Consider the following 23,998-nt stretch of genomic DNA (forward strand, 5'->3'; position numbering starts at 1 on the left):
ATGGAAGTTCTTGTTGCCTCTGCCATCGGCGTGCTGACCGCTGCCGGGATCTATCTTGTCCTGCGGCTGCGCACCTTTCCGGTGATCCTGGGGATGTCGCTGCTGACCTATGCGGTGAACGTCTTCCTGTTTGCCTCGGGCCGGCTGACCATCGGCGCGCCACCGATCCTGCGCGATGGCGTGACCACCTATACCGATCCGTTGCCGCAGGCGCTGGTGTTGACGGCCATCGTGATTTCCTTCGGCATGACGGCCGTGGTGGTGATGATCGGCCTGGGCGCCTTCCTCGGGTCCGATGACGACCATGTCGACGATCAGCCCCAGGGCGCGGACGCGGAGCAGCAGTCATGAGCCACTGGATCATTCTTCCGATCGTCCTGCCCGCCCTTATGGCCCCCTTCATCGTGCTGGCCGCGCGGTTCCACATCGGCATCCAGCGGGTGTTTTCTGTCGTGGGTGTGCTGCTGCTGATCGCGCTGGCCGCAGGGCTGGCGTGGCATGTCGCGGACGGCACGGTCATCTACTATCGCCTCAGCGACTGGGCCGCGCCCTTCGGCATCGTGCTGGTCGGCGACCGGCTGTCGACCATGATGGTGCTGCTGACGGTGGTGCTGGCGCTCTTCGTGCTGCTCTATGCCATCGGGTCCGGCTGGGACAGTCGCGGGGATCATTTCCACGCGCTGTTCCAGTTCCAGCTGATGGGGATCCTCGGCGCCTTTCTGACCGGCGACCTCTTCAACCTTTTCGTCTTCTTCGAGGTCCTGCTGATCGCCTCTTACGGGCTGATGATCCACGCGGGCGGCAACGACAGGCTGAAGGCGGGGACGCAGTACGTCCTTTACAACCTGATCGGGTCGACCCTGTTCCTGTTCGCACTTGGCGCGATCTATGCGGAAACCGGCACGCTGAACATGGCCGACCTGGGCCGCCGCGTGGCCGAGATCGGGCCCGAGGAAACCGTGGGCATCCGGGTGGCCGCCGTGCTGCTGCTGCTGGTCTTCGCGATCAAGGCCGCGCTGGTGCCGCTGCACTTCTGGCTGCCGTCCAGCTATGCCGAGGCCCCCGCCCCGGTTGCGGCCCTGTTCGCGATCATGACCAAGGTGGGCGCCTATGCGATCATCCGGGTCTACACGATGATCTTCCCGCCCGACCTCGATGTCACGTCCAACCTGCTTGAGACATGGTTCCTGCCCGCCGCCCTGATTTCCTGCGCGATCGGTGCGATCGGGGTTCTGGCGGCGCGCAAGATGGACCGGCTGGTGGCCTTCGCCGTCGTCGGCTCCATGGGGATGGTGATGATCGCGATTTCGCTTTTCACGCCGCAGGGCATCGGCGCGGCGCTGTACTACATCATCCATTCGACGCTGGCGGCGGCGGTGCTGTTCCTGGTGTCGGACCTGATCCGCACCGGACGCGGCAACGTGGATGTCACGGCGCAGATCCCCATGGCCGGCACCTTCCTGACGGCAGGGATGTTCTTTGCCGGCGCCATTGCCATGGCGGGCCTGCCGCCGCTGTCGGGGTTCCTGGGCAAGCTGCTGATCCTGCAGGCATCGGTCAGCGCGGACCTGGTGGTCTGGGTCTGGGCGGTGGTGCTGATATCCAGCCTGATCAGCGTCGTGGGCTTTGCCCGCGCGGGCAGCACGGTCTTCTGGAAATCCCACGGCACGCTGCCCGATCTGGACACGGACGAGAACAAGGAGGTCGCGACGCCTCCGACGATCCTGTCCTACGTGGCGATCGGCGGGCTTTTTGCGCTGCTGGTGCTGCACACGGTCTTTGCGGGGCAGGTGCATGGCTATACCACCGACATCGCCCGCGACCTCTTTGCACCGCAGGCCTACAATTCGATCGTGCTGGACACCCCCGGCAAGCTGAGCAAACCAAGTGAGGGCCACTGACATGCTGATGCGCGCCTATCGCTGGCTGCTGCCGCACCCCTACCTGACCGCGATCCTCGCCATCGTGTGGATCATGCTGCAGAACAAGGCCACCGCCGGTATGGCGGTCTTCGGGCTGATCCTCGGGATCATCATCCCGCGCCTGACCTCGATCTGGTGGCCCGACACGCCCAAGTTCCGGATCCTGCGCATGGTGCCCTATACCCTGCTGGTCGTCTGGGACATCGTCGTCGCCAATATCCAGGTCGCCTGGATCGTGCTGACGGTGCCGAACTCCAAGCTCAAGCCCGCCTGGATCGTCGTGCCGCTGGATCTCAAGTACCCCGAGGCGATCTCGACCCTCGCGGGGACCATCACGCTGACGCCCGGCACCGTCACGGCTGACGTGTCGGACCAGGGCAACTGCCTGCTGGTGCACGTGCTGCACACCCACGATCCGGACGCCGTGCGCGATGACATCAAGACCCGCTATGAAAGCCGACTGCTGAGGATCTTCTCATGACCCATGCCGCAGGACTTCTCGACATCGCGCTCAGCATCGCGCTGGTGACGCTGGCGCTTGGCCAGATCATGTCCATGGTCCGGCTGATGATCGGCCCGACCACCGGCGACCGGATCCTGGCGCTGGACACCATGGTGATCAACGCGCTTGGCCTGGTGGTGGTGCTGGGCATCCAGCAGGGCGTGAAGGTCTATTTCGAAGTGACGCTGCTGATCGCGATGCTGGGCTTCGTGTCCACGGTCGCCCTGGCGCGCTTCATCCTTCGGGGGGACATCATCGAATGACGATCGAAACCATCGCAACCTATGCCGCCGCTGCCAGCCTGCTGATCGGGGCCTTCTTCATCATCGTCGGGGTGATCGGGCTGTTGAAATTCAACGAACCGATGACGCGCCTGCATGCGCCGACCAAGGTGGGCACCATCGGCATCGGCATGCTGCTGATCGCCTCGATGCTGGTGTCCTTCGGTCAGGGCGAAGGGTCGGTGCACGAACTTCTGATCGTGGCCTTCCTGTTCACGACCGCCCCGGTGTCGGCGAACTTCTTTGCCAAGGTGATCATCCACCGGGGCAACTGCGGGCCGCTGCCGACCCCGCCGGGAGACCAGGCCTGGTCGACCCTGGCCAAGCCCAAGAAGGACTGACCCGCCCGGCGTGGTGCGACCGGACCTGCGCGGCCCGGTCGCGGGACGGAACTGGCCTAATCCGAGGCGAGCGCCTTGGTCAGCCAGTCGCACATCGCCCGCAGCTTGGCCTCGGCATCGGCGCAATATTCCATCGACCGCATGTAGCCGTGGATCAGCCCCTCGCCCTGGTCCAGCGTGACCGCGACACCGGCCGCCGTCAGGGCGTCGGCATAGGCCCGGCCGCTGTCGCGCAGCGGGTCGTATTGCGCCACGCCGATGAAGGCGGGCGGCAGGTCGGCGTGCGACGCCGCCACCAGCGGCGCGACATACGGGTCCGAATGCAGCCGGTCCGTGTCCGGGGAATACCAGGCGTTGGTCTGCGCCATGCCCGCGACCTTCAGCAGCGGGCCTTCGGCATTCTCGATGCAGGACGGGCGGCTGCGGTCGAAATCGCAGGCCGGATAGATCAGCATCTGCGCCTTGACGGGCAGCCCGGTCTCGCGGGCCCAGATGGCGATGGCGGCCGCAAGGTTGCCGCCCGCGCTGTCCCCCCCGACCGTGATCCGCGCCGGGTCGATGCCAAGGGTGTCGGCGGTGTCATGCGCCCATTTCAGCACGCCGCAGCACTGGTTGAAGGCGGCGGGGTAGGGGTGTTCGGGGGCCAGAGCATAGTCGACCGAGATCACGCAGGCCCCGGTCCAGTCGGCGATCCGGGCGGTGATGTCCCAGTGTGTCTCTGGGCTGCCCTGCATCCAGCCGCCGCCGTGCATGTAGATCATCGCGGGCTGCGGATCCTGGCCCTCCTTGCGGAACAGGCGCACCCGGACGGGGCCGCCCTCGGTCTCGATCCAGTGCTCTTCATCGGTGTCGACGCCGACCGGGGTGGGCAGGCGCATGTCGCGGGCGATGGATTCGAACCGCAGCCGCCGGTCGGCGCCCGTGGCATTCGGCGGCAGGCCCGCCCATTTGCCGTCCCATACCTCGAGAAAGCGGTGGATATCGGGGTTGATCATGCGGGTTTCCTCCTCAGCCGTCTGATGTCTTTGCGGGGCGGCACCGTCGCGCAGCACGAAGCGGACGATCATGTCGCCGACATGCCGCCGCAGCATCTGCTGGCCCATGTCCTGAAACAGCGCGTCGCCGAAGATGCTTGAGAAGGTGCCGCGGTTGGACACGTTGAAATAGCACAGCGCCGAGATGTGCCAGTGCAGTTCAAGCGCGGTCAGGCCGCGCCGGAACAGGCCCTGCTGGCAGCCCCGGCGATAGATGTCTTCCAGGTGGCGGATCGCCGAGGAGTTCTGCGCCGCAATCTGGTGAGAGCGCGACATGTGGCGCGCATCATGCACGTTCTCGATCATGACGAGCCGGATGAAGTCGCTGTTGCGGCGGTGGTGGTCAAAGGTGAATTCGGCCAGCTGGCGCAGCGCTTCGACCGGGGCAACCTCGGCCAGGTCCAGCGCATCCTCGGAATGGCGCATCCGGGCATAGGCGTCTTCCAGCACGGCCTGGTACAGACCTTCCTTGTCCCCGAAGTAGTAATAGATCATCCGCTTCGAGGTCGCCGTCCGTTTGGCGATGTCATCGACCCGCGCCCCCGAGAACCCGGCCTCGGCAAAGACGCGGCGCGCGGTCGCAAGGATATCGGCGCGCACCGCGTCGGGATCCTGCTTCCACCCCTTGCGGGACCCGTCGGCGCCTGCGTCGTCGGTTCCCGTCACATCGATCTTCTCACCCATGCCTCGCCCTCTCTCCTGCCGGGCGGGGGTGTCCCGTTCCGGCGCGACGCGGACCATTCCAGCTTTTTGCACCTGCAGCAATTGAACCGTTTGGTTACTTGATCTTGACAGAATTAACCACACAGTACAATGATCATGACGACCGCAGTGGGGAGGCATGCGTGGCGACAGTTCTGGACAGCGTTTTTGCCCCGAAATCCGGGGAAGACGGGGCGATCCTGATCGGCCTCCTGGGCCAGGGCATTCAGGCGTCGCGGACACCGGGCATGCACATGGCCGAGGGCGAAGCGCTTGGGATTCCTTACGAATACCGACTGATCGACACCGAGTCTCTGGACGGTCCGCTGGATCTGGACGGGTTGCTGACCCGCCTGGCCGCGGCGGGCTATGACGGCCTGAACGTGACCTTCCCCTACAAGCAGGCGGTGATTCCGCATCTCACCGACATCGCGGCCAGCGCCGCGGCGGTCGGGGCGGTGAACACGGTCCTGCTGCGGGGAAATGTACGGATCGGTGAAAATACCGACTACTGGGGATTCCGCGAAAGCCTGCGCCTTGGCCTGCCCGACGTGCGCAAGGACCGGGTCCTGCTGATCGGGGCCGGCGGGGCAGGGGGGGCGGTGGCCCAGGCCCTGCTGGACGAAGGGACGCGACAGCTGATGATCCACGACACCGACGCCGCCAGAGTGCAGGCGCTGGTGGCCCGTCTGGGCGTGCGCGCTTCGGTCGTGACCGACCTGGCGGCAGCGGCGGGGCAGGCGGACAGCATCATGAACGCCACGCCGATCGGCATGGCCAAGCTGCCGGGGATGCCGATCGACGCCGCCCTGATCACGCCGCGCCACTGGGTCGGCGACATCATCTATTTCCCGCTCGAGACGGCCCTGCTGAAACACGCCCGCGCCCTTGGCTGCGCTGTCCTGCCCGGATCGGGCATGGCGCTGTACCAGGCTGTCCGCGCGTTCAACCTGTTTTCCGGCCAGACCCCGGACCCAAAGCGCATGTGGTCCGCGTTCGAGGCCGCCGAGACGATGACCTGACTTCGCATTCACTGGGAGGAGACCATGCGGATGACTATCGGAACGAAACTCAAGGGCGCCGTCGCGGCGCTGGCACTGGGGCTGGGGGCGACCAGCCTCATGGCGCAGGATGTGGTCGAACTGACCTATTCCGACACCGTTCAGGAAACCGATCGCCGGTCGCGCATCCTGCGGGAAACCTTTTCGACCTGCCTGGGCGATGGCTTCAACTTCACACCCTATTTCGGCGCGACCTTGTTCAAGCAGGGGACCGAACTGACCGCGATGCAGCGCGGCAACCTCGACATGGGGGCGCTGGCGATCTTCGATTTCTACAACCAGGTGCCCGAGGCGGCGATCCTGGGCACGGCCTATCTGTTCCGCGACGTCGACCACATGCGCAAGGTCTATGACAGCGAAGAGCTCAAGCCGCTGCTGACCAGCATCGAGGACAAGACCGGCATCAAGATCCTGGCCTGGCCCTACATCGGCACCCGACACGTCAACATCCGGGGCGACAAGGAAATCATGACGCCCGCCGACCTGGCGGGGATCAAGCTGCGGATGCCCGGCGGCGAAGGCTGGCAGTTCGTCGGTGAGGCGCTTGGCGCCAACCCGACGCCCTTGGCCTTCACCGAGGTCTACACCGCGCTGCAGACCGGCGCGATCGACGGGCAGGACAACCCGCTGCCCGCCGACAAGCAGATGAAGTTCTACGAGGTCACGGACCAGATCATCCTGACCGGCCACCTGATCGCGGCCAACGTCTTTTCGGTGTCGAAATCCAAGTGGGATAGCCTGACCGCCGACCAGCAGGCCAAGCTGCAAAGCTGTTCGAAGGAATTCGAAACCGCCCTGTCCGACGACACCATCGCGCAGGAGGCCGAACTGGTCGCCTTCATGGAGGGCGAGGGCCTGAAGGTCTACGAGCCGAACAAGGAAGCCTTCCGCAACCACGTGTTGGAGTACTTTCAGAACTCCAAATACTCCGAGGTCTGGCCCGAGGGGCTGATCGACAAGATCAACGGGCTGTGACGGCGGACGACCCACACCGGACAAGACCGGACACATGACATCGGGCCCGGCGCCACAGCCGGGTCCCCTTTCGCGGAGGAGCGCATGATCGCGTCAACATTCACATGGCTGCACAGACGGGCCGAGAACCTGCTGGCGCTGGTTCTGGCGGCCCTGTTCGCCAGTTTCCTGATCCAGATCGTCTTCCGCTATCTGCTGAACCTGCCCCTGGGCTGGACGGTCGAATTCGTCGCGATCGCCTGGCTGTGGGGGATCCTCTTTGGCTATGCCTTCGTCGTGGCCGAGCGGGACGTGATCCGGCTGGATATCCTCTATGCCCTGCTGCCGCCACTGGCGCGGCGGGTGCTGGATGTCGTGACCTCGCTCATCTGCATCGCGATCTTCGCCTGGACGCTGCCGAAGGTCTGGGACTACGTCACCTTCATGAAAATCGAAAAGACCGCCTACATGAAGGTCCGGTTCGATTACGTCTTCTCGATCTACATCCCCTTCGCCCTGGCCGTGATCGCGCGCTGCGCCATCACCATCTGGAACGCCGTCGTCAATCCGGCCCCGGCGGAAATCGCGGGCATCAACGCCGAGGCCCACGACTATGATTGATCCCTTCCTCGCCTCCATCCTGCTTCTGGCGTTCCTGGCCATCGGCGGCCTGTCGATCGGCCTGGCGATGATCTGCGCCTCGACCGTCTACCTGATGATGCGCGGGTTCGATCCCTCGATCGCGTCGGAAACCCTGCTGCAGGGGCTGTTCAACAGCTATACGCTGCTGGCGATCCCGCTGTTCGTCCTGGCGGCGGACATCATGAACATCGGCTCTCTCGCCGACCGCCTTCTGCGCTTTTCCGAGGCGCTGGTCGGCCGGTTCAAGGGCGGGCTGGGGCATGTGAACGTCGTCTCGTCGCTGATCTTTTCCGGCATGTCCGGATCGGCGGTGGCCGACGCGGTCGGCATGGGCAAGATCATCATCGGCATGATGACCAAGGATGGTCGCTATACCGCGTCCTATGCCGCCGCGATCACCGCCGCCTCGGCCACGATCGGGCCGATCATCCCGCCGTCGATCCCGATGGTGCTTTACGCGCTCGTCTCGGACCAGTCGGTCGGCTATCTCTTTGCGGCCGGGATGCTGCCGGGTCTGCTGATGGCGGTCGTGCTGATGGTGATGAACGTGATCATCGCCTATCGCCGCGATTTCCCGACCGACAACGCCATTCCGCTGCGCGAGATGCCGGGCGTCACCTTCCGCGCCATTCCCGCGCTGCTGCTGCCGGTGATCCTGCTGGGCGGCATCTACGGCGGCGTCATGACCCCGACCGAGGCAGCGGCGGTCGCGGCCTTCTATGCGCTGTTCGTGTCGGCGGCCTTCTACCGGTCGGTCACGGCGGGGCAGTTCTATCAGACGCTGCTGGCCTCGGCCAAATCCACCGCGACGATCGGCATCCTGATCGCCGGCGCGCTGACCTTCCAATACGTGATCACCCGCGAAAACGTGCCGGTCAGCCTGTCGAACTGGCTGGGCCAGTACGACCTTGGCCCGGTGCAGTTCCTGATCGCGATCAACCTGCTGTTCCTGGTGCTGGGCTGCATCCTGGAATCCGGGGCGATCCTGCTGATCATCGTGCCGATCTTCATCCCGACCGCGCAGGCGCTTGGCATCGACCTGGTGCACTTCGGGGTGGTCTGCGTGGTCAACGCGATGCTGGGGCTGATCACGCCGCCCTACGGGTTGTTGCTGTTCATCGTGTCGTCGATCACCAAGCAACCCCTGATGCGGATCGTGCGCGACCTGCTGCCCTTCCTGATCGCGCTGTTCATCGCGCTTGGCATCATCACCTTCGTGCCGGACTTCGTGCTCTGGCTGCCGCGCCTGCTGGGGTACAAGGGATGAGCGACGTGAAGATCGACCTCGCGCACCGGGCCGAGGCGCAGCTGGGCGAGACCTGCCTGTGGGATGCCCGAACCGGGCTGCTGGGCTGGATCGACATCGAACAGCCACGGTTTTACACGCTTGACCCCGCCACCGGCGCGACGACCAGCGTGGCGCATCCCGGCACCTACCTTGGCTGCCAGGCGCTGACCCGGTCGGGGCGGCAGCTGCTGGCCCGCGACCTGACGCTGATCACCTGTGACGCCGACGGCAGCGACGTCCGCGTGCTGGCCGAAACGCCCGGAGAGGCCATGCCCGACACCCGCCTGAACGATGGCCGGGTCGACGCGCAGGGGCGGCTCTGGATCGGGACGATGGACAACGAATTGCACCGGGGGCTTGGGCATCTCTACCGGGTCGACCCCGATGGCACGATGACCGCGGTGCTGGGTGACGTGATCGTGTCGAACGGCATCGCCTTCGACCCGCAGGGCCGCTGGATGTGGTTCACCGATACACGGCGGCACCTGACCTGGAAGATCCATCTGGACGCCGACGGCACCGTGACGGGGCGCGACCCCTGGGCCGATTACAGTGCCTCGGGTGGCCGCCCGGACGGGGCCTGCGTCGATGCCGACGGCTGTCTCTGGCAGGCGATGTTCGGGGGCGGGCGCGTGGTGCGCTATGCGCCCGACGGCCGCATCGACCGCGACATCGCGCTGCCGGTGACCAACCCGACCTGCCTGTGCTTCGGCGGGCCGGACCTGAGCACGCTGTTCGTCACCAGCGCCACGAAATTCCTGACCCCCGAGCAGCGCGCGACCGAACCGCTGGCCGGGTCCGTCCTGGCCATTCACGGCGCGGGGCAAGGGATGCCCGAAAACCTATTCAATATCTGACCCACAGGGAGGACCCCCATGAAACTGACACTCAAGGCCATGATGCTGGCCGCCGCGACCGCCGTCGCGCTGCCCGCCGCAGCACAGGACAAGGTCGAACTGATCTTTTCCGACGTGAACCCGCCCGAGGTGCCGCGGTCAAAGGCGATGGTCGAGATCTTTGCCGCCGAACTGGGCGACAGCTTCGACTTCCAGCCCTACTTCAGCGCGACGCTGATGAAGCAGGGGACCGAACTTGTCGGCCTGCAGCGCGGCAACATCCAGATGGCCGGCCTGCCGCCGTCGGACCTGGCGCAGCAGGCGCCCGAATTCGACATCCTCGGCGCGGCCTATGTCGTGCGCGACCAGGCGCATCTGAAGGCGATCTTCAACTCCGAGGTCGGTGATCAGCTGAAGGCCATCGCCCGCGACAAGCTGGGCGTCGAGATCCTTGGCACCTTCTACTACGGCACCCGCCAGGTGAACCTGAAGGGCGACATGCAGGTCCAGACCCCGGCCGATCTGTCGGGCGTGAAGCTGCGGATGCCCGGCGGCGAAAGCTGGCAGTTCCTGGGCCGGTCGCTTGGCGCGAACCCGGTGCCGATCCCCTATACCGAACTGTACACCGCGCTGCAGTCCGGCGTCGTCGACGGCCAGGACAACCCGCTGCCGAACGACAAGGCGATGAAGTTCTACGAGGTCACGGACCAGATCGTCCTGACCAACCACAACGTCGGCTTCGGCATGCTGCTGGTGTCGTCGCAGGTCTGGAACGGCCTGAGCGATGACCAGAAGGCCGCGATGCAGGCCGCCGCCGACAAGGCGACCGCCTGGTCCGATGAACAGTACCTGGCGGAAGAGGCTGAACTGGTTGCCTTTTTCGAAGGCGAGGGCCTGAAGGTCTACAGCCCCGACGTGAAGGCCTTCCAGGAGCACGCGCAGAAGATGTACCTGGAGTCGGACCTGTCCAAGAACTGGCCCGAGGGCATGCTGGACGCGATCAACGCGCTCTGATTGTCAGGTGACAACATGGAAAACGCCCGCTTGTCCAAGCGGGCGTTTTTCGTTGCGACGGGGTCGGGTCAGGCCTCGGCCAGGATATCCTGTGCTGCCGTCACCGCGTGGACATAGCCGCGCGCGCCCAGCCCGGCGATCACGGCCGTCGCGACGGTCGAGACCAGCGATTTGTGATAGATCTCGTCGCGCCGGTGAATGTTCGAGATATGCACCTCGATCAGCGGCCCGGAAAACATCTTGAGCGCGTCCAGCAGCGGGATCGACCGAAAGCTGAGGCCGGCCGGGTTGATGATCAGCGCATCGCCCGTGTCGCAGGCTTCGTGGATCCAGTCGATCAGCTGATATTCGGCGTTGGACTGGCGAAAGACGATCTCGTCGTCGGTGGCGGCGCCACGGCACATCGCCTCGATCTCGGCCAGGGTGGTGTGGCCGTAGATCTGGGGTTCGCGCAGGCCAAGGCGATTGAGGTTGGGGCCGTTGAGCACGTGGATGCTACGGGTCATGTCGGTCTCCGGGGTCTTGGGAAACGGGGCGACCCGGGGGCCGCCCCCGCAGGGATCAAAGCGCGTTGATGCGGTCCAGCATGCCTTCGGGCCAGTCTTTCGACAGGTCCGAGTCAAGGTACATCTTCTGGGCATAGGCGCGGAAGGCGTCTACGTCGGGGGTGTGGAAGGTCATGCCCTCCCCCTTGAGGAATTCGACCAGCTCGGCCTCGCGGGCCAGGTGCTGTTCGGTCGACCAGGCGATGGCCTCGTCCGCTGCGGCCTGGAATTCGGCCTTCTGCGCGTCGTCCAGCTTGTCCCAGACCGTCTTGGACACGACCAGCAGGTCATAGGCGATCAGGTGCGAGGTCAGGACGGTCTGCTTCTCGACCTCGTAGAACTTCATGTTCTCGACGTTCGGCAGCGGGTTGTCCTGCCCGTCGATCGCACCGTTCTGCAGGCCGGTGTAGACCTCGGGATAGGCCATGGGCGTCGGGTTCGCCCCAAGCGCGCGACCCAGGAACTGCCAGCTTTCGCCGCCGGGCATGCGCAGCTTGATGCCGGCCATGTCCTCGGGCGTGTTGATTTCCTTGTCGGTGCGCAGGCCGACCTGCCGGGTGCCGAAATAGGTCGGGCCCAGGATGTGGATTCCCAGCTGGTCCTCGGCCATCTGCTTCATCTCGGCGCCCACGTCCGACGCCCAGAAGGTCTTGAGGTGGTCGGCATCGCGGAACAGATAAGCCGAGGTCAGGATCGAGAAGGCCGGGATCTGGTTCGACACGTCCTGCGGGGCGATGTTGCCCATCTCGAGGTTGCCACGCTGCAGCGCGACCAGTTCGGTCCCCTGCTTGAACAGCGTCGCGCCGTAGTAGCCGTTGAAGGTGTAGCCGTCGCCAAGCGCCTCGGCGAACTTCTGCATCATCTCGGCCCGGATGTCCTGCTGCGAGAATACGGCCGAGAAGTTCAGTTCGACCTTGTCCTGCGACAACGCGGGCAGCGCGGTGGCAAGCAGGCCGACCGTGGCGGCGCCCATCATCAGGCGTCGGGTCAGTGTGAGCATGTTTTCTCCTCCAGTTAACCGATAGTTTTGATTCTATCGGATGATTTAGAAAACATATGCTGAAATACAAAACCGGTAAAGCCGGTCTGACCCATCTGGCAAACGGCGGTAGGCAAGCGGCCACGAACCGGGTAATCAGACGTCATAAGGCAAAGTGGATTTCATCCTATGATCCGAAAGACCTTCTTCGATGCGCAGACGACGGATACCGTCGGAGATTCCGGCTATCGGCGGATCAAGTCCGACATCCTGCGCGGCGGGCTTGCCCCGTCGAAAAAGCTGAAGATCGATGAACTGCGCAAGACTTACGACCTTGGCGCCGGCACCGTGCGCGAGATTCTGACCCGTCTCTGGGTCGAGGGTCTGGTCGTCGCCGAAGGCCAGAAGGGGTTCGAGGTCGCCCCGGTCACCGCCGAAGGGCTGCGCGACGTGGGGCGCCTGCGGCTTTTGCTGGAAGAACAGGCCCTGCGCCAGTCGATCGAAACCGGCGACATGCACTGGGAGGCCGACGTGGTGCGCGCCCACTACATGCTGTCCACGGTCGAGGAGAAGCTGATCGCGGGCGACCGGTCGATCGTGAACGACTGGGTGCAGCAGGACTGGGAATTCCACTACGCCACGATCTCGGCCTGCAATTCGCCTGCGCTGATGGCGGCGCATTCGATGGCCTTCGACCGGTTCATCCGCTACCACATGCTGGTGCTGGAATTCCGCGGCCGCCCCGCCGCCGACCAGCACGCCGAACTGCGCGAACTGGTCATTGCCCGCAAGACCGACGCCGCCGTCGACCTGCTGGGCCGCCACATCCGCAGCGGGGTCGACCACATCCTGTCGACGGGCCGCATTCCCGGGTGACGATCGGCGCACCAAGATAGACACTGGCATGCCAGCGCCCGTGCGCCCTATTGCCGGGCGCAAAAAGGGTCAGCCCGACCATATCGCTGATTTCCCGGCCAAAAGTTGATCTGGTACTGTTTTACCTTGCTTGCAAAGGCCCGGGGGCAGTCCATATACCGGTATTCAGAGACCTGAGAACCGGGAAGGGAAACGGATTTGGCGGTGCCGCAGCGGCTGACAGACTACTTGCGCGGATCCAATATCGCCCTGGCCCTGTCCGACACGTCCGAGGATGCGCCGCTTGTCCTGGTCAACAAGTCCTTCTGTGATCTCACCGGATACGACGAAGAAGACGTCCTGCATCAGAACTGCCGGTTCTTGCAGGGCGAGGCGACGACCGAAGAGATGCGCAAGCCGCTGCATGATTTCGTCCACGGCGTGGGCGCGGATGCGGGCCGGTTCCCGATCCTCAATTACCGCAAGGACGGCACGCCCTTTCACAACTATGTCTTCATGTCCCGCCTTCGTGATGACGCGGGCAAGGCCAGGTACATCCTGGCTTCGCAGTTCGACATGACCTCGGCGGTGAAGCGGTCGAAGATCCAGTCGAACGACGACACGCTGCGGGACACGCTGAGCGATGTCGAACAGATCGGGCGTGAATACGGCCTCGCGATGATCGGATCGGCCAAGCTGCTGGCGGATTCGGTCGCCATGATGGCGCGGCTTTCCTTGTCGCGAACCTGAGCGGACAGGGAGCTTCGGACAGACCATGCGCGATCAGGAAAGCAACGATCCCCAGCAGATCGACGGCGATACGGAACGGCTGTGCATCGTGGGCATCGGCGCCTCGGCCGGCGGACTCGAGGCGATCCGCGAGATGCTGGCGGGGGCGTCGCCGGATGCGAACCTTGCCTACGTGGTGATCCAGCACCTTGACCCGAACCACGAAAGCCTTCTGGCCGAGCTTCTGGCGCGGCATACGGATCTGGCGGTCCGGCAGGTGTCGGGCGGCGAAAAGATCCAGAGCGGCAACGTCTATATCATCCCGCCCGGCGTGGGTCTGTCGGTCAGCAAGGGCGTGCTGGACCTGACCGCCTTTTCCCAGCCGCGCGGCCTGCGGCGTCCGATCGACGACTTCTTCGAAAGCCTTGCCATCGACCAGGGCCGGTTCGCGGCCTGCGTGATCCTGTCGGGGACCGGCGCGGACGGCAGCGTGGGCCTTCGGGCGATCAAGGAACATGGCGGGCTGTGCATCGTGCAGGATCCCGAATCCGCCAAGTACGACGGCATGCCGACTTCGGCGCAGAATACCGGGCTGGTCGATTTCGTCCGCCGCCCCTCTGACATCGTCGAGGCGATCCGGTCCTATTACACCCATTCGTTCCTGGGCAAGACCGACACGCAGCTGGCCAGCACGATCGAAACCAACCTGACCGACATCTGTGCGGTGGTGCGGAATTTCGTCGGCCACGACTTTTCCGGCTACAAGCAGTCCACGCTGGTGCGTCGGGTGCAGCGGCGGGTCCAGGTGCTGAACCTCGACAATGCCGAGCAGTACCTGCAGCACATCCGGTCCGACCCCCGCGAATGCGAGCTTCTGTTCCGCGACCTTCTGATCAACGTCACGCGGTTCTTCCGCGATGCCGACCATTTCGAGGTGCTGCGCAAAACGGCGATCCGGCCGCTGGTCAAGAATTCGGGCAACGAGGATGACATCCGGATCTGGGTGCCCGGCTGTTCCAGCGGCGAGGAAGCCTATACCATCGCGATGATGATCGCCGACGAATGCCGCCTGCAGAAACGGTCGGTGAACGTCCAGATCTTTGCCACCGACATCGACGAACAGATGCTGCGGATCGCCCGGGAAGGCACCTATGCCCAGGCCGCGCTTGGCGATATTCCCGAACAGATGCGCGATGCCTACACGATCGGGCGCGACGGGCATTTCCAGGTCTCTGCCAAGATCCGCGACATGATCCGCTTTTCGGTCCACAGCATCGTGCGCGATCCGCCGTTTTCGAACATCGACCTGCTGTCGTGCCGCAACCTTCTGATCTATTTCGGAGATCAGCTGCAGAAGGCGGCGATGCCGATCTTTCACTATGCGATCAAGCCGGGGGGCATCCTGTTTCTGGGCCCCTCGGAAACCGTGGGCCGGTTCGATCATGCCTTCCAGGCGATCGACCAGTCCGCGCGCGTCTTCCGCCGCAACGACAGCCGGCCGGAATACCCCCTGCACCTGCGCCATCAGGAACCCACGGCCACGACCAACCGGCGTCGGCCGCAGCACGACGAAGAACCCTCGAAGCGGCTGGAATGGGGCGATGGCGGCGCGACCGACCGGATCCTGGCGGCCTATGCCCCCGCAACCCTGCGGGTGACGGCCAGCGGCGAGATCCTGAAATCCACCGGTCGGCTGGGCAAGTACCTGGATTACAGCATTGGTGGGGATTCGAACCGGTTCGCACCCTCGATCGCGCGTCCCGGCGTGCGCGAGGCGATCTCGGCCATCATCCGGCAGGTCAGCCGGAACAAGAAACGCACCATATCGCGCGATCTGACCGCGCAGTCCGAATTCGGCACGCAGGACTTCGACCTGATCGGAGAGCCGCTGCCGGACGGGTCCTTCCTTCTGGTCTTCCGTGAAAGCGACCGCTTCACCTTCGGCGATGACGAGGATTTCGAATCCGTCCTGCCGATGGACAGCCATGTCCAAAGCCTTGAGGACGAGCTGCGGTCGACCCGCGTCCGCCTGCACACCACCGTCGAGGAACTCGAGACCGCGAACGAAGAGCTGAAAAGCTCGAACGAAGAAATGATGTCGATGAACGAGGAGCTCCAGTCCACGAACGAGGAGCTTTCGACGGTCAACGACGAGTTGAAGGGCAAGGTTGACGAGCTTTCGGTCGCCAATTCGGACCTGTCGAACTTCTTTGCCTCGACCGCGCTGCCGCTGGTCGTCGTGGATGCCGACATGGCGATCCGCAACTACACGGTCGCGATCCAAAGCATCTATCCCTTCCGCAATTCCGACCGGGGCCGCCCGCTGACCGAGGTGACAAGCGCCCTGCGGCAGGACTCCGAGATGCTGGAGGCCACCCGCGAGGTGATGCGCGACGGCGAGGTCCGGCACCTGCGGGTCTGGGACCGCAACGATGAACGCATCTGGTCGCTGGTCATCACGCCCTACCGGTCCCGTGACGGTCAGCTGGACGGCGCGACGCTGGTCTTCTCGGAACTCACCGACGCGGTGCGGCTGGAAGATGCGCTTGAACAGGAAAGCGAACGCCTGCGCCTTGCCCTCGACGTGTCGAACCTGTCGGTCTGGGAATTCGACCCGGTGGCGGGGACGGTGCGCATCGACCCGACCGGCGCGGTCATTCTGGGCCTTGCGACCGAACATCCGTCGGCCGAGGACTTCTACGACTGCGTCCACGACGATGACCGCGACCGCGTGAAGCAGGCTTTCCGTGCCGCATCGGGCGACGGCGACCAGATCGATGTGACGTTCCGCACCAGGTCGGACGATGCGACTTCTCGGTTCTGCCAGATCGTCGGCCAGCGCATGCACAGCCGGAAATCCGCCCGCGTCCTTGGCGTCGTCTTCGACGTTACGCGCGAACAGGAAGACCGCGACGTGCGCGAACTGATGCTGCGCGAGATGAACCATCGCGTGAAGAACATGTTCGCGATCATTTCGGGCATGCTGCGGATCGTCGGTCGTTCAGCCAATTCGGTCGCGGATCTGGTCGAGGCGATGCAGCTGCGCATCACCGCGCTGGCCCGGTCGCACGACATGACGCAACGCGCCCCCGCCGGCGAGGCGCTGACCCTGGCGGATGTCGTCGCGGCGTCGGTCGAACCCTACGACGCGCATTCCGAGATCAGTATCGACGGCCCCGAGGTCGCGGTGGACGTCAGCGAACTGACCGCGCTGTCGCTGCTGTTGCATGAATGGGCCACCAACGCGGCCAAATACGGTGCACTTGGCGCACGGGACGGGCGCCTTGCGGTGACCTGGGCGAAGAACGAGTCCAAGGGCATCACATTGACGTGGAACGAAGTGATGGCCCAGGACGTTGTCCGATCGGAAGAAAAAGCCGGCTTCGGGTCGACGCTTGTCCAGTTGTCCGCGATGCAACTGGATGGACGCCTCGAGACGACGATCGACGCGAACACTCGAAGGATGACCCTGGAATATGTCCCCAACTCCGAAGGATCCCGCACCTAGACAGACGGTTCTGCTGTGCGAGGATGAGCCGATTGTCGCGCTGGATCTGAAGTTCATGCTCGAAGACATGGGCTTCGATGTCGTCGGACCCTTCGCCGACGTGAAATCCGCCAAGCATTCCCTCGACGTCGGCGTGCCGGACATCGCGGTGCTGGACGTGAACCTTCGCGATGGCCAGGTCTTCCCCCTTGCCGACGTGCTGATGCAGCAGGGCGTGCCACTGATCTTCCACTCGGGCCACGTCGACGACCGGGAGATCTCGCGCCGCTATCCGGGGGCGGAAACCTGCATGAAACCGGTCAATCCCGCCAAGCTGAAAGGCGCGCTGACGATGTCGGCCCCGTGATCGGGACGTAGGGCAGGTGTCTGGTCTGCGTGACGCCTGGGCCCGCGATCAGGCCCGTTGTTTGGCGAAAGAGGGCGCGCGGAACACGCCCATCATCCGGATGGAATTGGCCGCCTCGGCCATGCGCGGACCCAGGTCATTCTCGATCACGTCCTCGCGCGCCCGGAAACGCGGCAACCCGCAGCTGAGCGCCACGTAAAGCCCGTCTTCGGTTTGGCCAAGCGGGGTCGACAGTGCAACGATATTTGGCCGCCATTCGCCGTAAGCCACGCAGAACCCTTCCTCGCGGCAGCGCTGTATGGCTGCGAATGTGGGCTCTGCGTACTTGTCGAAATCTTCGGGAAAGCGCATGCGGAGTTCGGCCAGCTTGTCGTTGAGCTCCTGGCCCTCGAGCAGCGCAAGCAAAGACCTGCCGCTGGCCGAGCGCAGCAGCGGGCCGGTGATGCCGGGTTCGGGGATGTGCGGGAAAGAGGCCGGATCGCCGACCGGCTGGACTTGGACGAACCTGTCATCCGACATCACGCAGAGCGAGACGTTGCCATTGCTCATCTCTGCGATTTCTCGCATCGGCGGGATCAGGCGGTGCCGCCAGCGCGTGGCGGCCAGAACGGGGTAGGCCAGCGACAGGATCTGCGGGGCCAGCCGGAACAGGCCCTTAGGATCGCGCCGCAGATAGCCCATGTGCACCAGCGTCTTGCACAGCCTGGACACGGTCGCCCGGTTCAGGCCCAGGCGGCGCGCGATTTCCGAATTTGACAGACGATCCTCGGTGTCACTGTAAAGCCCGAGGATCTCGAGCCCGCGCATCAGCGTGGATGACAGGGCCTGGTCGGTCGACGTATCGATGGTCAGGTCACACTGCCCGTCATCGGCCCACTGGCTGAGGATAGTCTTGCCGTCTTTCAAAGGATGCCCTTGTCCCTGTAAGCCTCGATCTCCTGATCGCTCAGGTTCAGGACCTGTTTGTAGATGTAATCGTTGTCGGCTCCAATCGCCTTGGCGGCCCATCTGATTTTTCCCGGCGCGTTGCGGTAGCGCGGCACCAACCCCTGCATGCGGACTTGGCCGAAATCTTCGTCTTCGACCGACACGATGGCCTCGCGTGCCTTGTACTGCGGGTCTGCGAAGATCTGGTCGATGCCGTAGATGGGCGCGATGGTGCCACCCGTCTTGCGGAAGGCCTCCAGCACTTCGTCCAGCGTGTGCGCAGCGATCCAGCTGCCAAAGATCTTGTCCAGCTCGGCCACGTTCTTCACCCGTCCGGCGTTCGAGTTGAACCTGGGATCCTCGACCAGCTCGGGTCGGCCGATCGCGGAGGCGTTGTAGCCGAAGGTGCTGTTGGTCGATCCGGCAAGCGACACGTACCGCTTGTCCGCCGTCATGTAGACATCCGACGGGGCGGAGTAGGTGTTCTTGTTGCCCACGCGTTCACGTACGTCGCCCAGCTGGTCGTATTCGATGGCGAGGGACTCCAGCAGACGTAACACGGCCTCGGTCATGGCAAGGTCGATCTCCTCGCCCTCCTGACGGTCGGATCGGACCACGCGGACCAGCGCGGCGCAGATCGCGAAGGCCCCGAAGACAGCGCCGATGGAATCGGCCAGCGGATAGCCGGTGTGCATCGGCGGGCGGTCCGGATCGCCCGTGATATGGGTCAGGCCGCCCATGGCTTCGAAGATGCGGGCAAAGCCGGACTGCTTGGCCATCGGCCCGTCCTGGCCGTACCCCGAAACGCGCAGCACGACGAGCCGTGGGTTGGCTTTCCAGAGGGTGTCGATGTCGAAGCCCCACTTGGTCAGCGTGCCGGGGCGGAAGTTTTCGATCAGCACGTCGACCTCGGAGATCAGGTCGAGGAACAGCTTGCCGCCCTCGGGTGTCCGAAGGTCGAGCGTGCCGTGGCGCTTGCCGCGATTCGTGACCTTCCACCACAGCGACTTGCCCTCTTTGAACGGGGGGAAACCGCGCAGGCCGTCACCCACGCCGGGGAGTTCGAGCTTGATAACCTCCGCCCCGAAATCTGCCAGCAATGACCCGGCCATAGGCCCTGCAATGATGGTCGCGATATCGAGAACTTTCAGCCCGGCCAGGGGGCCGGACCCGGTGTCTGTGGCGGTCATGGATGCTCCTAATCATGAAACTCGTTTGACATGTGTTACGATATTTGAAACAAGAGGGTCAAGAAGCGCAAATAATGAACCTTGGGAGGGGGTATGCACTTCGAACCCACAGACAGATCGCAAGAGATCCTGGCGCAGGTCGCCGCGTTCTTCGACACCGAGATCCTGCCGCGGCATCGCGATTGGGTCGAACAGGTGCAGCGCGGCGGAGTCGAGGCCGACTTCCTGCCCGCGCTGCGCGCCAAGGCGCGGGCGCAGGGGCTTTGGAACCTGGCGTTGCCCGAGCTGGCAGAGGATGAACCGGGGACACGGCTGACCAACCTGGAATTCGCGCCGCTGGCCGAGATCATGGGAAAGCTTCCCTGGGGAAGCCAGGTCTTCAACTGCCAGGCGCCGGACGTGCCGAACATGGCGATGCTGCAGGCGCTGGCGACGCCAGGGCAGAAGGCCCGGTGGCTGACGCCCTTGCTGGAGGGCACGACCCGGTCTGCCTTTGCCATGACCGAGCCCGACGTGGCCTCTTCGGACGCGTCGAACATCGCGACCCGGATCGAGTTCGTAGGTGACCGTATCCGCGTCACGGGTCGCAAGTGGTTTGCCACGGGCGGTGCGCACCCCGACTGCTCGTTCCTGATTGTCATGGGCGTCAGCGATCCCGAGGCCGTGCGGACCGAACGTCAAAGCATGGTGATCGTGCCGACCGATGCCCCCGGCGTCACCATCACGCGGGAACTGAGCTACCTGGGCTGGGAAGACCACGTCGCCCCGATCGCGCAGATCGACTTCGACGGGGTCGAGGTGCCGGTCGAAAACCTGCTGGGCGAACGGGGCAGGGGCTTCAAGGGCGCGCAGGTCCGGCTTGGACCGGCCCGCATCCATCACGCCATGCGCTGCATCGGGCTAGCCGAGATGCTGGTCGAGCTGATGATCGCGCGGGCCCGGGAACGGACGACCTTTGGCAGGTCGGTGATCGATTACGACACCGTGCAGCGCTGGATCGGCGAGGCGCGGGTCGACATCGACCTGAACCGGCTGGCCGTGCAGCGCTGCGCCTGGCTGCTGGACCAGGGCGGCGACGGGGCCAGCTGGCGTCCGGTGTCGATGATCAAGGTGTCGGTGCCGAACATGCTGCAAAGGATCGCGGATCACGCGCTTCAGATCTTCGGCGCAATGGGCGGCACGGCAGATGTGCCGATCCACCACGCCTTTGCCTATGCCCGCTGGTTCCGCATCGGCGATGGCCCGGACGAGGTGCACCTGCGCCAGATCTTCCGCACCGAACCGCAGCCGGGATGGAGCATCGCCGACAGCCCCTATGTCACCGTGCCCGCCGTGGCCCAGCCTGTCAGGAGTGCCGCGGAATGAGCACACGGGAGTTCGACCTGCGCAATGTCGGGCTGTTTCTGGCCGCGCTGATTTCGGTCGCGCTGGCCGGCCAGTCCGTCTGGGTGGCCTATTCGGGGCCCTGGGACATCGCCTTCGGACGCAACATGCTGATCGGTGCGGCGGTGGTCATCGTGCTGCTGTTGCGGCCCGTCTTCGGGTCGCGCGACGTGTCGGGCCTTTCGAGACTGGCCGGTACGGTTTTCGATGCGGTGCTGATCGCGGTGGTCGTGGCGGCCTGCGCCCGGTTCACCATTGTCGAGCACCTCAACGAGATCACCTTCTACATCTTCTCCGCATTCGATACATGGCTGGCGTTCGCCGGGGTCCTTGTGGTGCTGGAAGCCACGCGGCGCCTGTTCGGCCTGCCGATCGTGATCATCGCGGGGCTGATGCTGGTCTACTGCCTGTTCGGGTCGAACCTTCCGGGGTTCCTGGGCCATGCGGGGGTCGATCTGAACCGCACCATGCAGAACGTGTGGTATGGCTATCAGGGCGTCTTCGGCATGCCGACGGGCGTGGTGATCCGTGTCGTGTTGGTCTTCGTCGTCTTCGGCGTGATCCTGGAAGGCACCGGGGCCAGCGATGCGCTGATCCGGACCTCGGTCGCGCTGACCGGGGGGACGCGCGGCGGGCCTGCGCATTCGGCGGTCGTCGCCTCGGCCCTCTTCGGGTCGATGTCGGGCAGCGTGACGGCCAATGTGGTCGGCTCGGGCACATTCACCATTCCGATGATCAAGCGGCGCGGCTTTTCGCCCGCGATGGCGGGCGGCGTCGAGGCCGCGGCATCGACCGGGGGGCAGATCGTGCCACCGGTGATGGGGGCTGCGGCCTTCCTCATGGCCGACCTGACCGGAGAACTTTACACCACGATCGCGGTGGCCGCGCTGATCCCGGCGCTGTTCTACTACGGGTCACTCTTCGCGGCGATTTCCGTCCAAGCGGCGGCATCGGGGATCGAGCCAATCCCGGTCGAGGACCGGGTGAAACTGACCCGTATCGACTATCTGCATGCCCTGCAGTTCGTCATCCCGATCCTCGCCATCGTGGCCGTGCTGATCATGGGCCGGTCGCCGGCCATGGCCGGCTTTGTCGCGGTGGTGCTGTCGGTCATCCTGGGCCTCTTCCGCAAGCAGAACCGCGCCAATCCGCGCGTCTACTGGGATGCGCTGGTCAAGGCGGGCAAGGCCTGTGCCTCGATCCTTGTGGCGGTGGCGTGCATCGGGGTGATCCTGGGCGTGATGAACCTGACGGGGATCGGGCTGACCTTTGCCAGCGTGATCTCATCCTATTCCGAGACCTGGCTTTTCGGATCGCTGGTGATCACCGCCTTTGCCTGCCTGGTGCTGGGCATGGGCATGCCGACGCTGCCAGCCTACCTGATCATCGTGCTGGTCCTGGGGCCCGTAATGACCAAGCTGGGCGCGGACATGCTGGCGGTGCACATGTTCGTCTTCTACTTCGGCGTGCTTTCGGCCATCACGCCGCCGGTCGCCATCGGTGCCTTCGCGGCCGCCCCGATCGCCGAGGCGAACCCGATGAAGACGGCCTTTGTCGCCGTACGGCTGGCGCTGGTTGGCTTCATCATTCCGTTCATCTTCATCTACGAGCCGTCGCTGCTGCTGATCGGAGAGTTTCACCCGGAAGCCTTCGTCCGGGTCTGCGTCGCGCTGGCCCTGGCCATCTGGCTTCTGAACACCGGGATCGTGGGCTACGCGGGCACGCGGATCGGCCTGGCGCATCGTGGCCTGCGGATCGCGCTGGCTGGGGGCCTCGTGATCCAGATCGCGACGCTGCAATACGTGCTGATCGTCGCGGCGCTGGCCCAGCTTCTGCTGCCTGGCCGCAAGCGGGCGGGCACGGCCTCACACACACCTGTCACAGAAACCAAGGGAGGAATTTGATGGGACTCATGACGTTCAGGAAAAGGGCGCTGGCGCTTGCCGCGGGGATGGCGCTGGTTGCAGGCGGGTCGCAGGCGCAAAGCTTGCGCATGGCGTCGCTTGGTCAGGCATCGCCGACCACCGTCTTTTCGATCGCGCTGAGCCAGGCGATCAAGAAGGACCACGGGTATTCCACGCAGCTGACCACCGGCGCCGTCGGCACCCGGATGATCGTCGACGCCTCGAACCAGCAGCTTGACCTGTTCATGACGGCCGTGTCGATCAACGGTTACCTGCGCGACGGCACGCGGATGTATGAAAAGCTGCCGAATGCGAAAGAGCTGTTCACCAACATCCGGTCCATCGTGAACTATCCGCTTGGCGCCTATCATGGCATCACCTGGGCGGATTCCGGGATCGAGAGCATGGCCGACCTGAAGGGCAAGAAGGTCTATATCGGCCCGCCGTCCAGCGCCGGGCGCACCGTCATCAGCCAGGTCATCAAGGGCGTCACCGGCTATGAGGCCGACACCGATTTCGAACCGGTCAACCTGGACTGGGCTTCGGCGGAACAGGCTTTCCAGGACCGCCAGGTCGACGCCTATTTCGTGCCGACCCCGATCCCGAGCGCCGAACTTCAGCAGTTGTCCGCAATCGGTCCGTTCCGGGTTCTGGGTATTCCGGATGACAAGCTGGAGGATCCGTCGATAAAGGCGGCCGCCGCGGTTCCGGGGCGCGAGTTCGATATGCTCGAGCCAGGCACATACAAGAACCTTGTCAACGACACGCCGGTGCGGATGGTCAGTTCGATCGTCGGCCTGGGCACCAACAAGTGGATGGACGAAGAGGTCATCTACAACGTCACCAAGTCCATCTTCGAGCATCACGACGATTTCGTCGCCGCCGCGAAGTGGATGGAGGTGATCACCCCCGAGACGGCGCTGAACCAGATGAACGCTCCGCTGCATGTGGGCGCCTACCGCTACTACAAGGAAATCGGCGTCGACGTGCCCGAAGACCTGATCCCGCCCGAAGCGAAGTGATGAACCGGGGCCCGCGGCGGGGCGCCGCGGGTC

The 23,998-nt window shown here is 64.6% G+C and carries 23 protein-coding genes; 18 read left to right on the top strand and 5 right to left on the bottom strand.

Features of this window, described 5'->3' with window-relative positions; genetic code table 11:
* The 5 genes from E4S58_RS16995 to mnhG are packed head-to-tail and all read left to right on the top strand — an operon-like array spanning window position 1 to window position 3,046.
* Entirely contained in the window at window positions 1-351 is a 351-nt protein-coding gene (locus E4S58_RS16995; RefSeq protein WP_136637665.1) for a Na+/H+ antiporter subunit C, read from the top strand.
* Window positions 348-1,901 carry a monovalent cation/H+ antiporter subunit D gene (locus tag E4S58_RS17000; protein ID WP_136637666.1) on the top strand — a complete coding sequence of 518 codons (1,554 nt, stop codon included), beginning with the start codon at window positions 348-350 and terminating at the stop codon, window positions 1,899-1,901. The genes E4S58_RS16995 and E4S58_RS17000 overlap by 4 nt, the downstream gene beginning before the upstream one ends.
* A 4-nt stretch (window positions 1,902-1,905) precedes the next feature.
* Complete coding sequence (locus E4S58_RS17005; RefSeq protein WP_136637763.1) at window positions 1,906-2,403, top strand: Na+/H+ antiporter subunit E; 498 nt, start codon at window positions 1,906-1,908, stop codon at window positions 2,401-2,403.
* Window positions 2,400-2,687: a K+/H+ antiporter subunit F gene (locus E4S58_RS17010; RefSeq protein WP_136637667.1), complete on the top strand. Its 288-nt coding sequence runs from the start codon at window positions 2,400-2,402 to the stop codon at window positions 2,685-2,687. The genes E4S58_RS17005 and E4S58_RS17010 overlap by 4 nt, the downstream gene beginning before the upstream one ends.
* Window positions 2,684-3,046: a monovalent cation/H(+) antiporter subunit G gene (mnhG, locus tag E4S58_RS17015; protein WP_136637668.1), complete on the top strand. Its 363-nt coding sequence runs from the start codon at window positions 2,684-2,686 to the stop codon at window positions 3,044-3,046. The genes E4S58_RS17010 and mnhG overlap by 4 nt, the downstream gene beginning before the upstream one ends.
* A 56-nt stretch (window positions 3,047-3,102) precedes the next feature.
* Here the strand turns inward: mnhG and E4S58_RS17020 are convergent, their stop codons facing one another.
* Window positions 3,103-4,764, bottom strand: coding sequence for an alpha/beta hydrolase fold domain-containing protein (locus tag E4S58_RS17020; protein WP_136637669.1), 1,662 nt, complete (start codon window positions 4,762-4,764; stop codon window positions 3,103-3,105).
* Window positions 4,765-4,925: 161 nt separating this feature from the next.
* On the opposite strand from E4S58_RS17020, the gene E4S58_RS17025 reads away from it, so the two are divergent.
* From E4S58_RS17025 to dctP (E4S58_RS17050), 6 genes are all read left to right on the top strand, one after another.
* The gene (locus tag E4S58_RS17025) at window positions 4,926-5,804 is read left to right on the top strand and encodes a shikimate dehydrogenase (protein ID WP_240789598.1); all 879 of its coding nucleotides are present in this window, start codon (window positions 4,926-4,928) and stop codon (window positions 5,802-5,804) included.
* A gap of 30 nt (window positions 5,805-5,834) precedes the next feature.
* Window positions 5,835-6,818 carry a TRAP transporter substrate-binding protein DctP gene (gene dctP / locus E4S58_RS17030; RefSeq protein ID WP_240789599.1) on the top strand — a complete coding sequence of 328 codons (984 nt, stop codon included), beginning with the start codon at window positions 5,835-5,837 and terminating at the stop codon, window positions 6,816-6,818.
* A gap of 84 nt (window positions 6,819-6,902) precedes the next feature.
* Window positions 6,903-7,418, top strand: coding sequence for a TRAP transporter small permease (locus E4S58_RS17035; protein WP_136637671.1), 516 nt, complete (start codon window positions 6,903-6,905; stop codon window positions 7,416-7,418).
* Complete coding sequence (locus E4S58_RS17040) at window positions 7,411-8,706, top strand: TRAP transporter large permease (RefSeq protein ID WP_136637672.1); 1,296 nt, start codon at window positions 7,411-7,413, stop codon at window positions 8,704-8,706. Before E4S58_RS17035 ends, E4S58_RS17040 begins: the two co-directional genes overlap by 8 nt.
* Window positions 8,703-9,584 (top strand): SMP-30/gluconolactonase/LRE family protein, encoded by an 882-nt coding sequence (locus E4S58_RS17045; RefSeq protein ID WP_136637673.1) that lies wholly within the window; start codon window positions 8,703-8,705, stop codon window positions 9,582-9,584. The genes E4S58_RS17040 and E4S58_RS17045 overlap by 4 nt, the downstream gene beginning before the upstream one ends.
* Before the next feature lie 18 nt (window positions 9,585-9,602).
* Window positions 9,603-10,577: a TRAP transporter substrate-binding protein DctP gene (gene dctP / locus E4S58_RS17050; protein WP_136637674.1), complete on the top strand. Its 975-nt coding sequence runs from the start codon at window positions 9,603-9,605 to the stop codon at window positions 10,575-10,577.
* Window positions 10,578-10,645: 68 nt separating this feature from the next.
* Here dctP (E4S58_RS17050) and E4S58_RS17055 read toward each other — a convergent pair whose 3' ends face one another.
* Together E4S58_RS17055 and E4S58_RS17060 are read right to left on the bottom strand one after the other, a co-directional pair.
* Complete coding sequence (locus E4S58_RS17055) at window positions 10,646-11,083, bottom strand: type II 3-dehydroquinate dehydratase (protein WP_136637675.1); 438 nt, start codon at window positions 11,081-11,083, stop codon at window positions 10,646-10,648.
* A 55-nt stretch (window positions 11,084-11,138) separates the two neighbouring features.
* Complete coding sequence (locus E4S58_RS17060; RefSeq protein WP_136637676.1) at window positions 11,139-12,122, bottom strand: sialic acid TRAP transporter substrate-binding protein SiaP; 984 nt, start codon at window positions 12,120-12,122, stop codon at window positions 11,139-11,141.
* Window positions 12,123-12,290: 168 nt separating this feature from the next.
* On the opposite strand from E4S58_RS17060, the gene E4S58_RS17065 reads away from it, so the two are divergent.
* From E4S58_RS17065 to E4S58_RS17080, 4 genes are all read left to right on the top strand, one after another.
* Entirely contained in the window at window positions 12,291-12,977 is a 687-nt protein-coding gene (locus E4S58_RS17065; protein ID WP_136637677.1) for a GntR family transcriptional regulator, read from the top strand.
* 204 nt (window positions 12,978-13,181) lie between these two features.
* Entirely contained in the window at window positions 13,182-13,706 is a 525-nt protein-coding gene (locus tag E4S58_RS17070; RefSeq protein ID WP_240789604.1) for a PAS domain-containing protein, read from the top strand.
* Window positions 13,707-13,731: 25 nt separating this feature from the next.
* Window positions 13,732-17,193 (top strand): CheR family methyltransferase, encoded by a 3,462-nt coding sequence (locus E4S58_RS17075; RefSeq protein ID WP_136637678.1) that lies wholly within the window; start codon window positions 13,732-13,734, stop codon window positions 17,191-17,193.
* On the top strand, window positions 17,162-17,539 hold the full coding sequence (locus tag E4S58_RS17080) for a response regulator (RefSeq protein ID WP_136637679.1): 378 nt from the start codon (window positions 17,162-17,164) through the stop codon (window positions 17,537-17,539). The genes E4S58_RS17075 and E4S58_RS17080 overlap by 32 nt, the downstream gene beginning before the upstream one ends.
* A gap of 48 nt (window positions 17,540-17,587) precedes the next feature.
* Here E4S58_RS17080 and E4S58_RS17085 read toward each other — a convergent pair whose 3' ends face one another.
* A complete protein-coding gene (locus tag E4S58_RS17085; RefSeq protein WP_169052716.1) occupies window positions 17,588-18,445 on the bottom strand; it encodes an IclR family transcriptional regulator in 858 nt (285 codons plus the stop codon).
* Window positions 18,442-19,656: a CaiB/BaiF CoA transferase family protein gene (locus E4S58_RS17090; protein ID WP_136637681.1), complete on the bottom strand. Its 1,215-nt coding sequence runs from the start codon at window positions 19,654-19,656 to the stop codon at window positions 18,442-18,444. The genes E4S58_RS17085 and E4S58_RS17090 overlap by 4 nt, the downstream gene beginning before the upstream one ends.
* Window positions 19,657-19,749: 93 nt before the next feature.
* Between E4S58_RS17090 and E4S58_RS17095 the strand changes: the two genes are divergently transcribed.
* From E4S58_RS17095 to E4S58_RS17105, 3 genes are read left to right on the top strand one after another with little or no spacing between them, the layout of a single operon-like run.
* Entirely contained in the window at window positions 19,750-21,021 is a 1,272-nt protein-coding gene (locus E4S58_RS17095; RefSeq protein WP_136637682.1) for an acyl-CoA dehydrogenase family protein, read from the top strand.
* Entirely contained in the window at window positions 21,018-22,943 is a 1,926-nt protein-coding gene (locus E4S58_RS17100; RefSeq protein ID WP_169052717.1) for a TRAP transporter permease, read from the top strand. The genes E4S58_RS17095 and E4S58_RS17100 overlap by 4 nt, the downstream gene beginning before the upstream one ends.
* Window positions 22,943-23,965, top strand: coding sequence for a TAXI family TRAP transporter solute-binding subunit (locus tag E4S58_RS17105; protein WP_136637684.1), 1,023 nt, complete (start codon window positions 22,943-22,945; stop codon window positions 23,963-23,965). Before E4S58_RS17100 ends, E4S58_RS17105 begins: the two co-directional genes overlap by 1 nt.
* Window positions 23,966-23,998 lie beyond the last annotated feature (33 nt).

It is taken from the genome of Pseudooceanicola onchidii, assembly GCF_004959925.1.
Lineage (GTDB): Bacteria > Pseudomonadota > Alphaproteobacteria > Rhodobacterales > Rhodobacteraceae > Pseudooceanicola > Pseudooceanicola onchidii.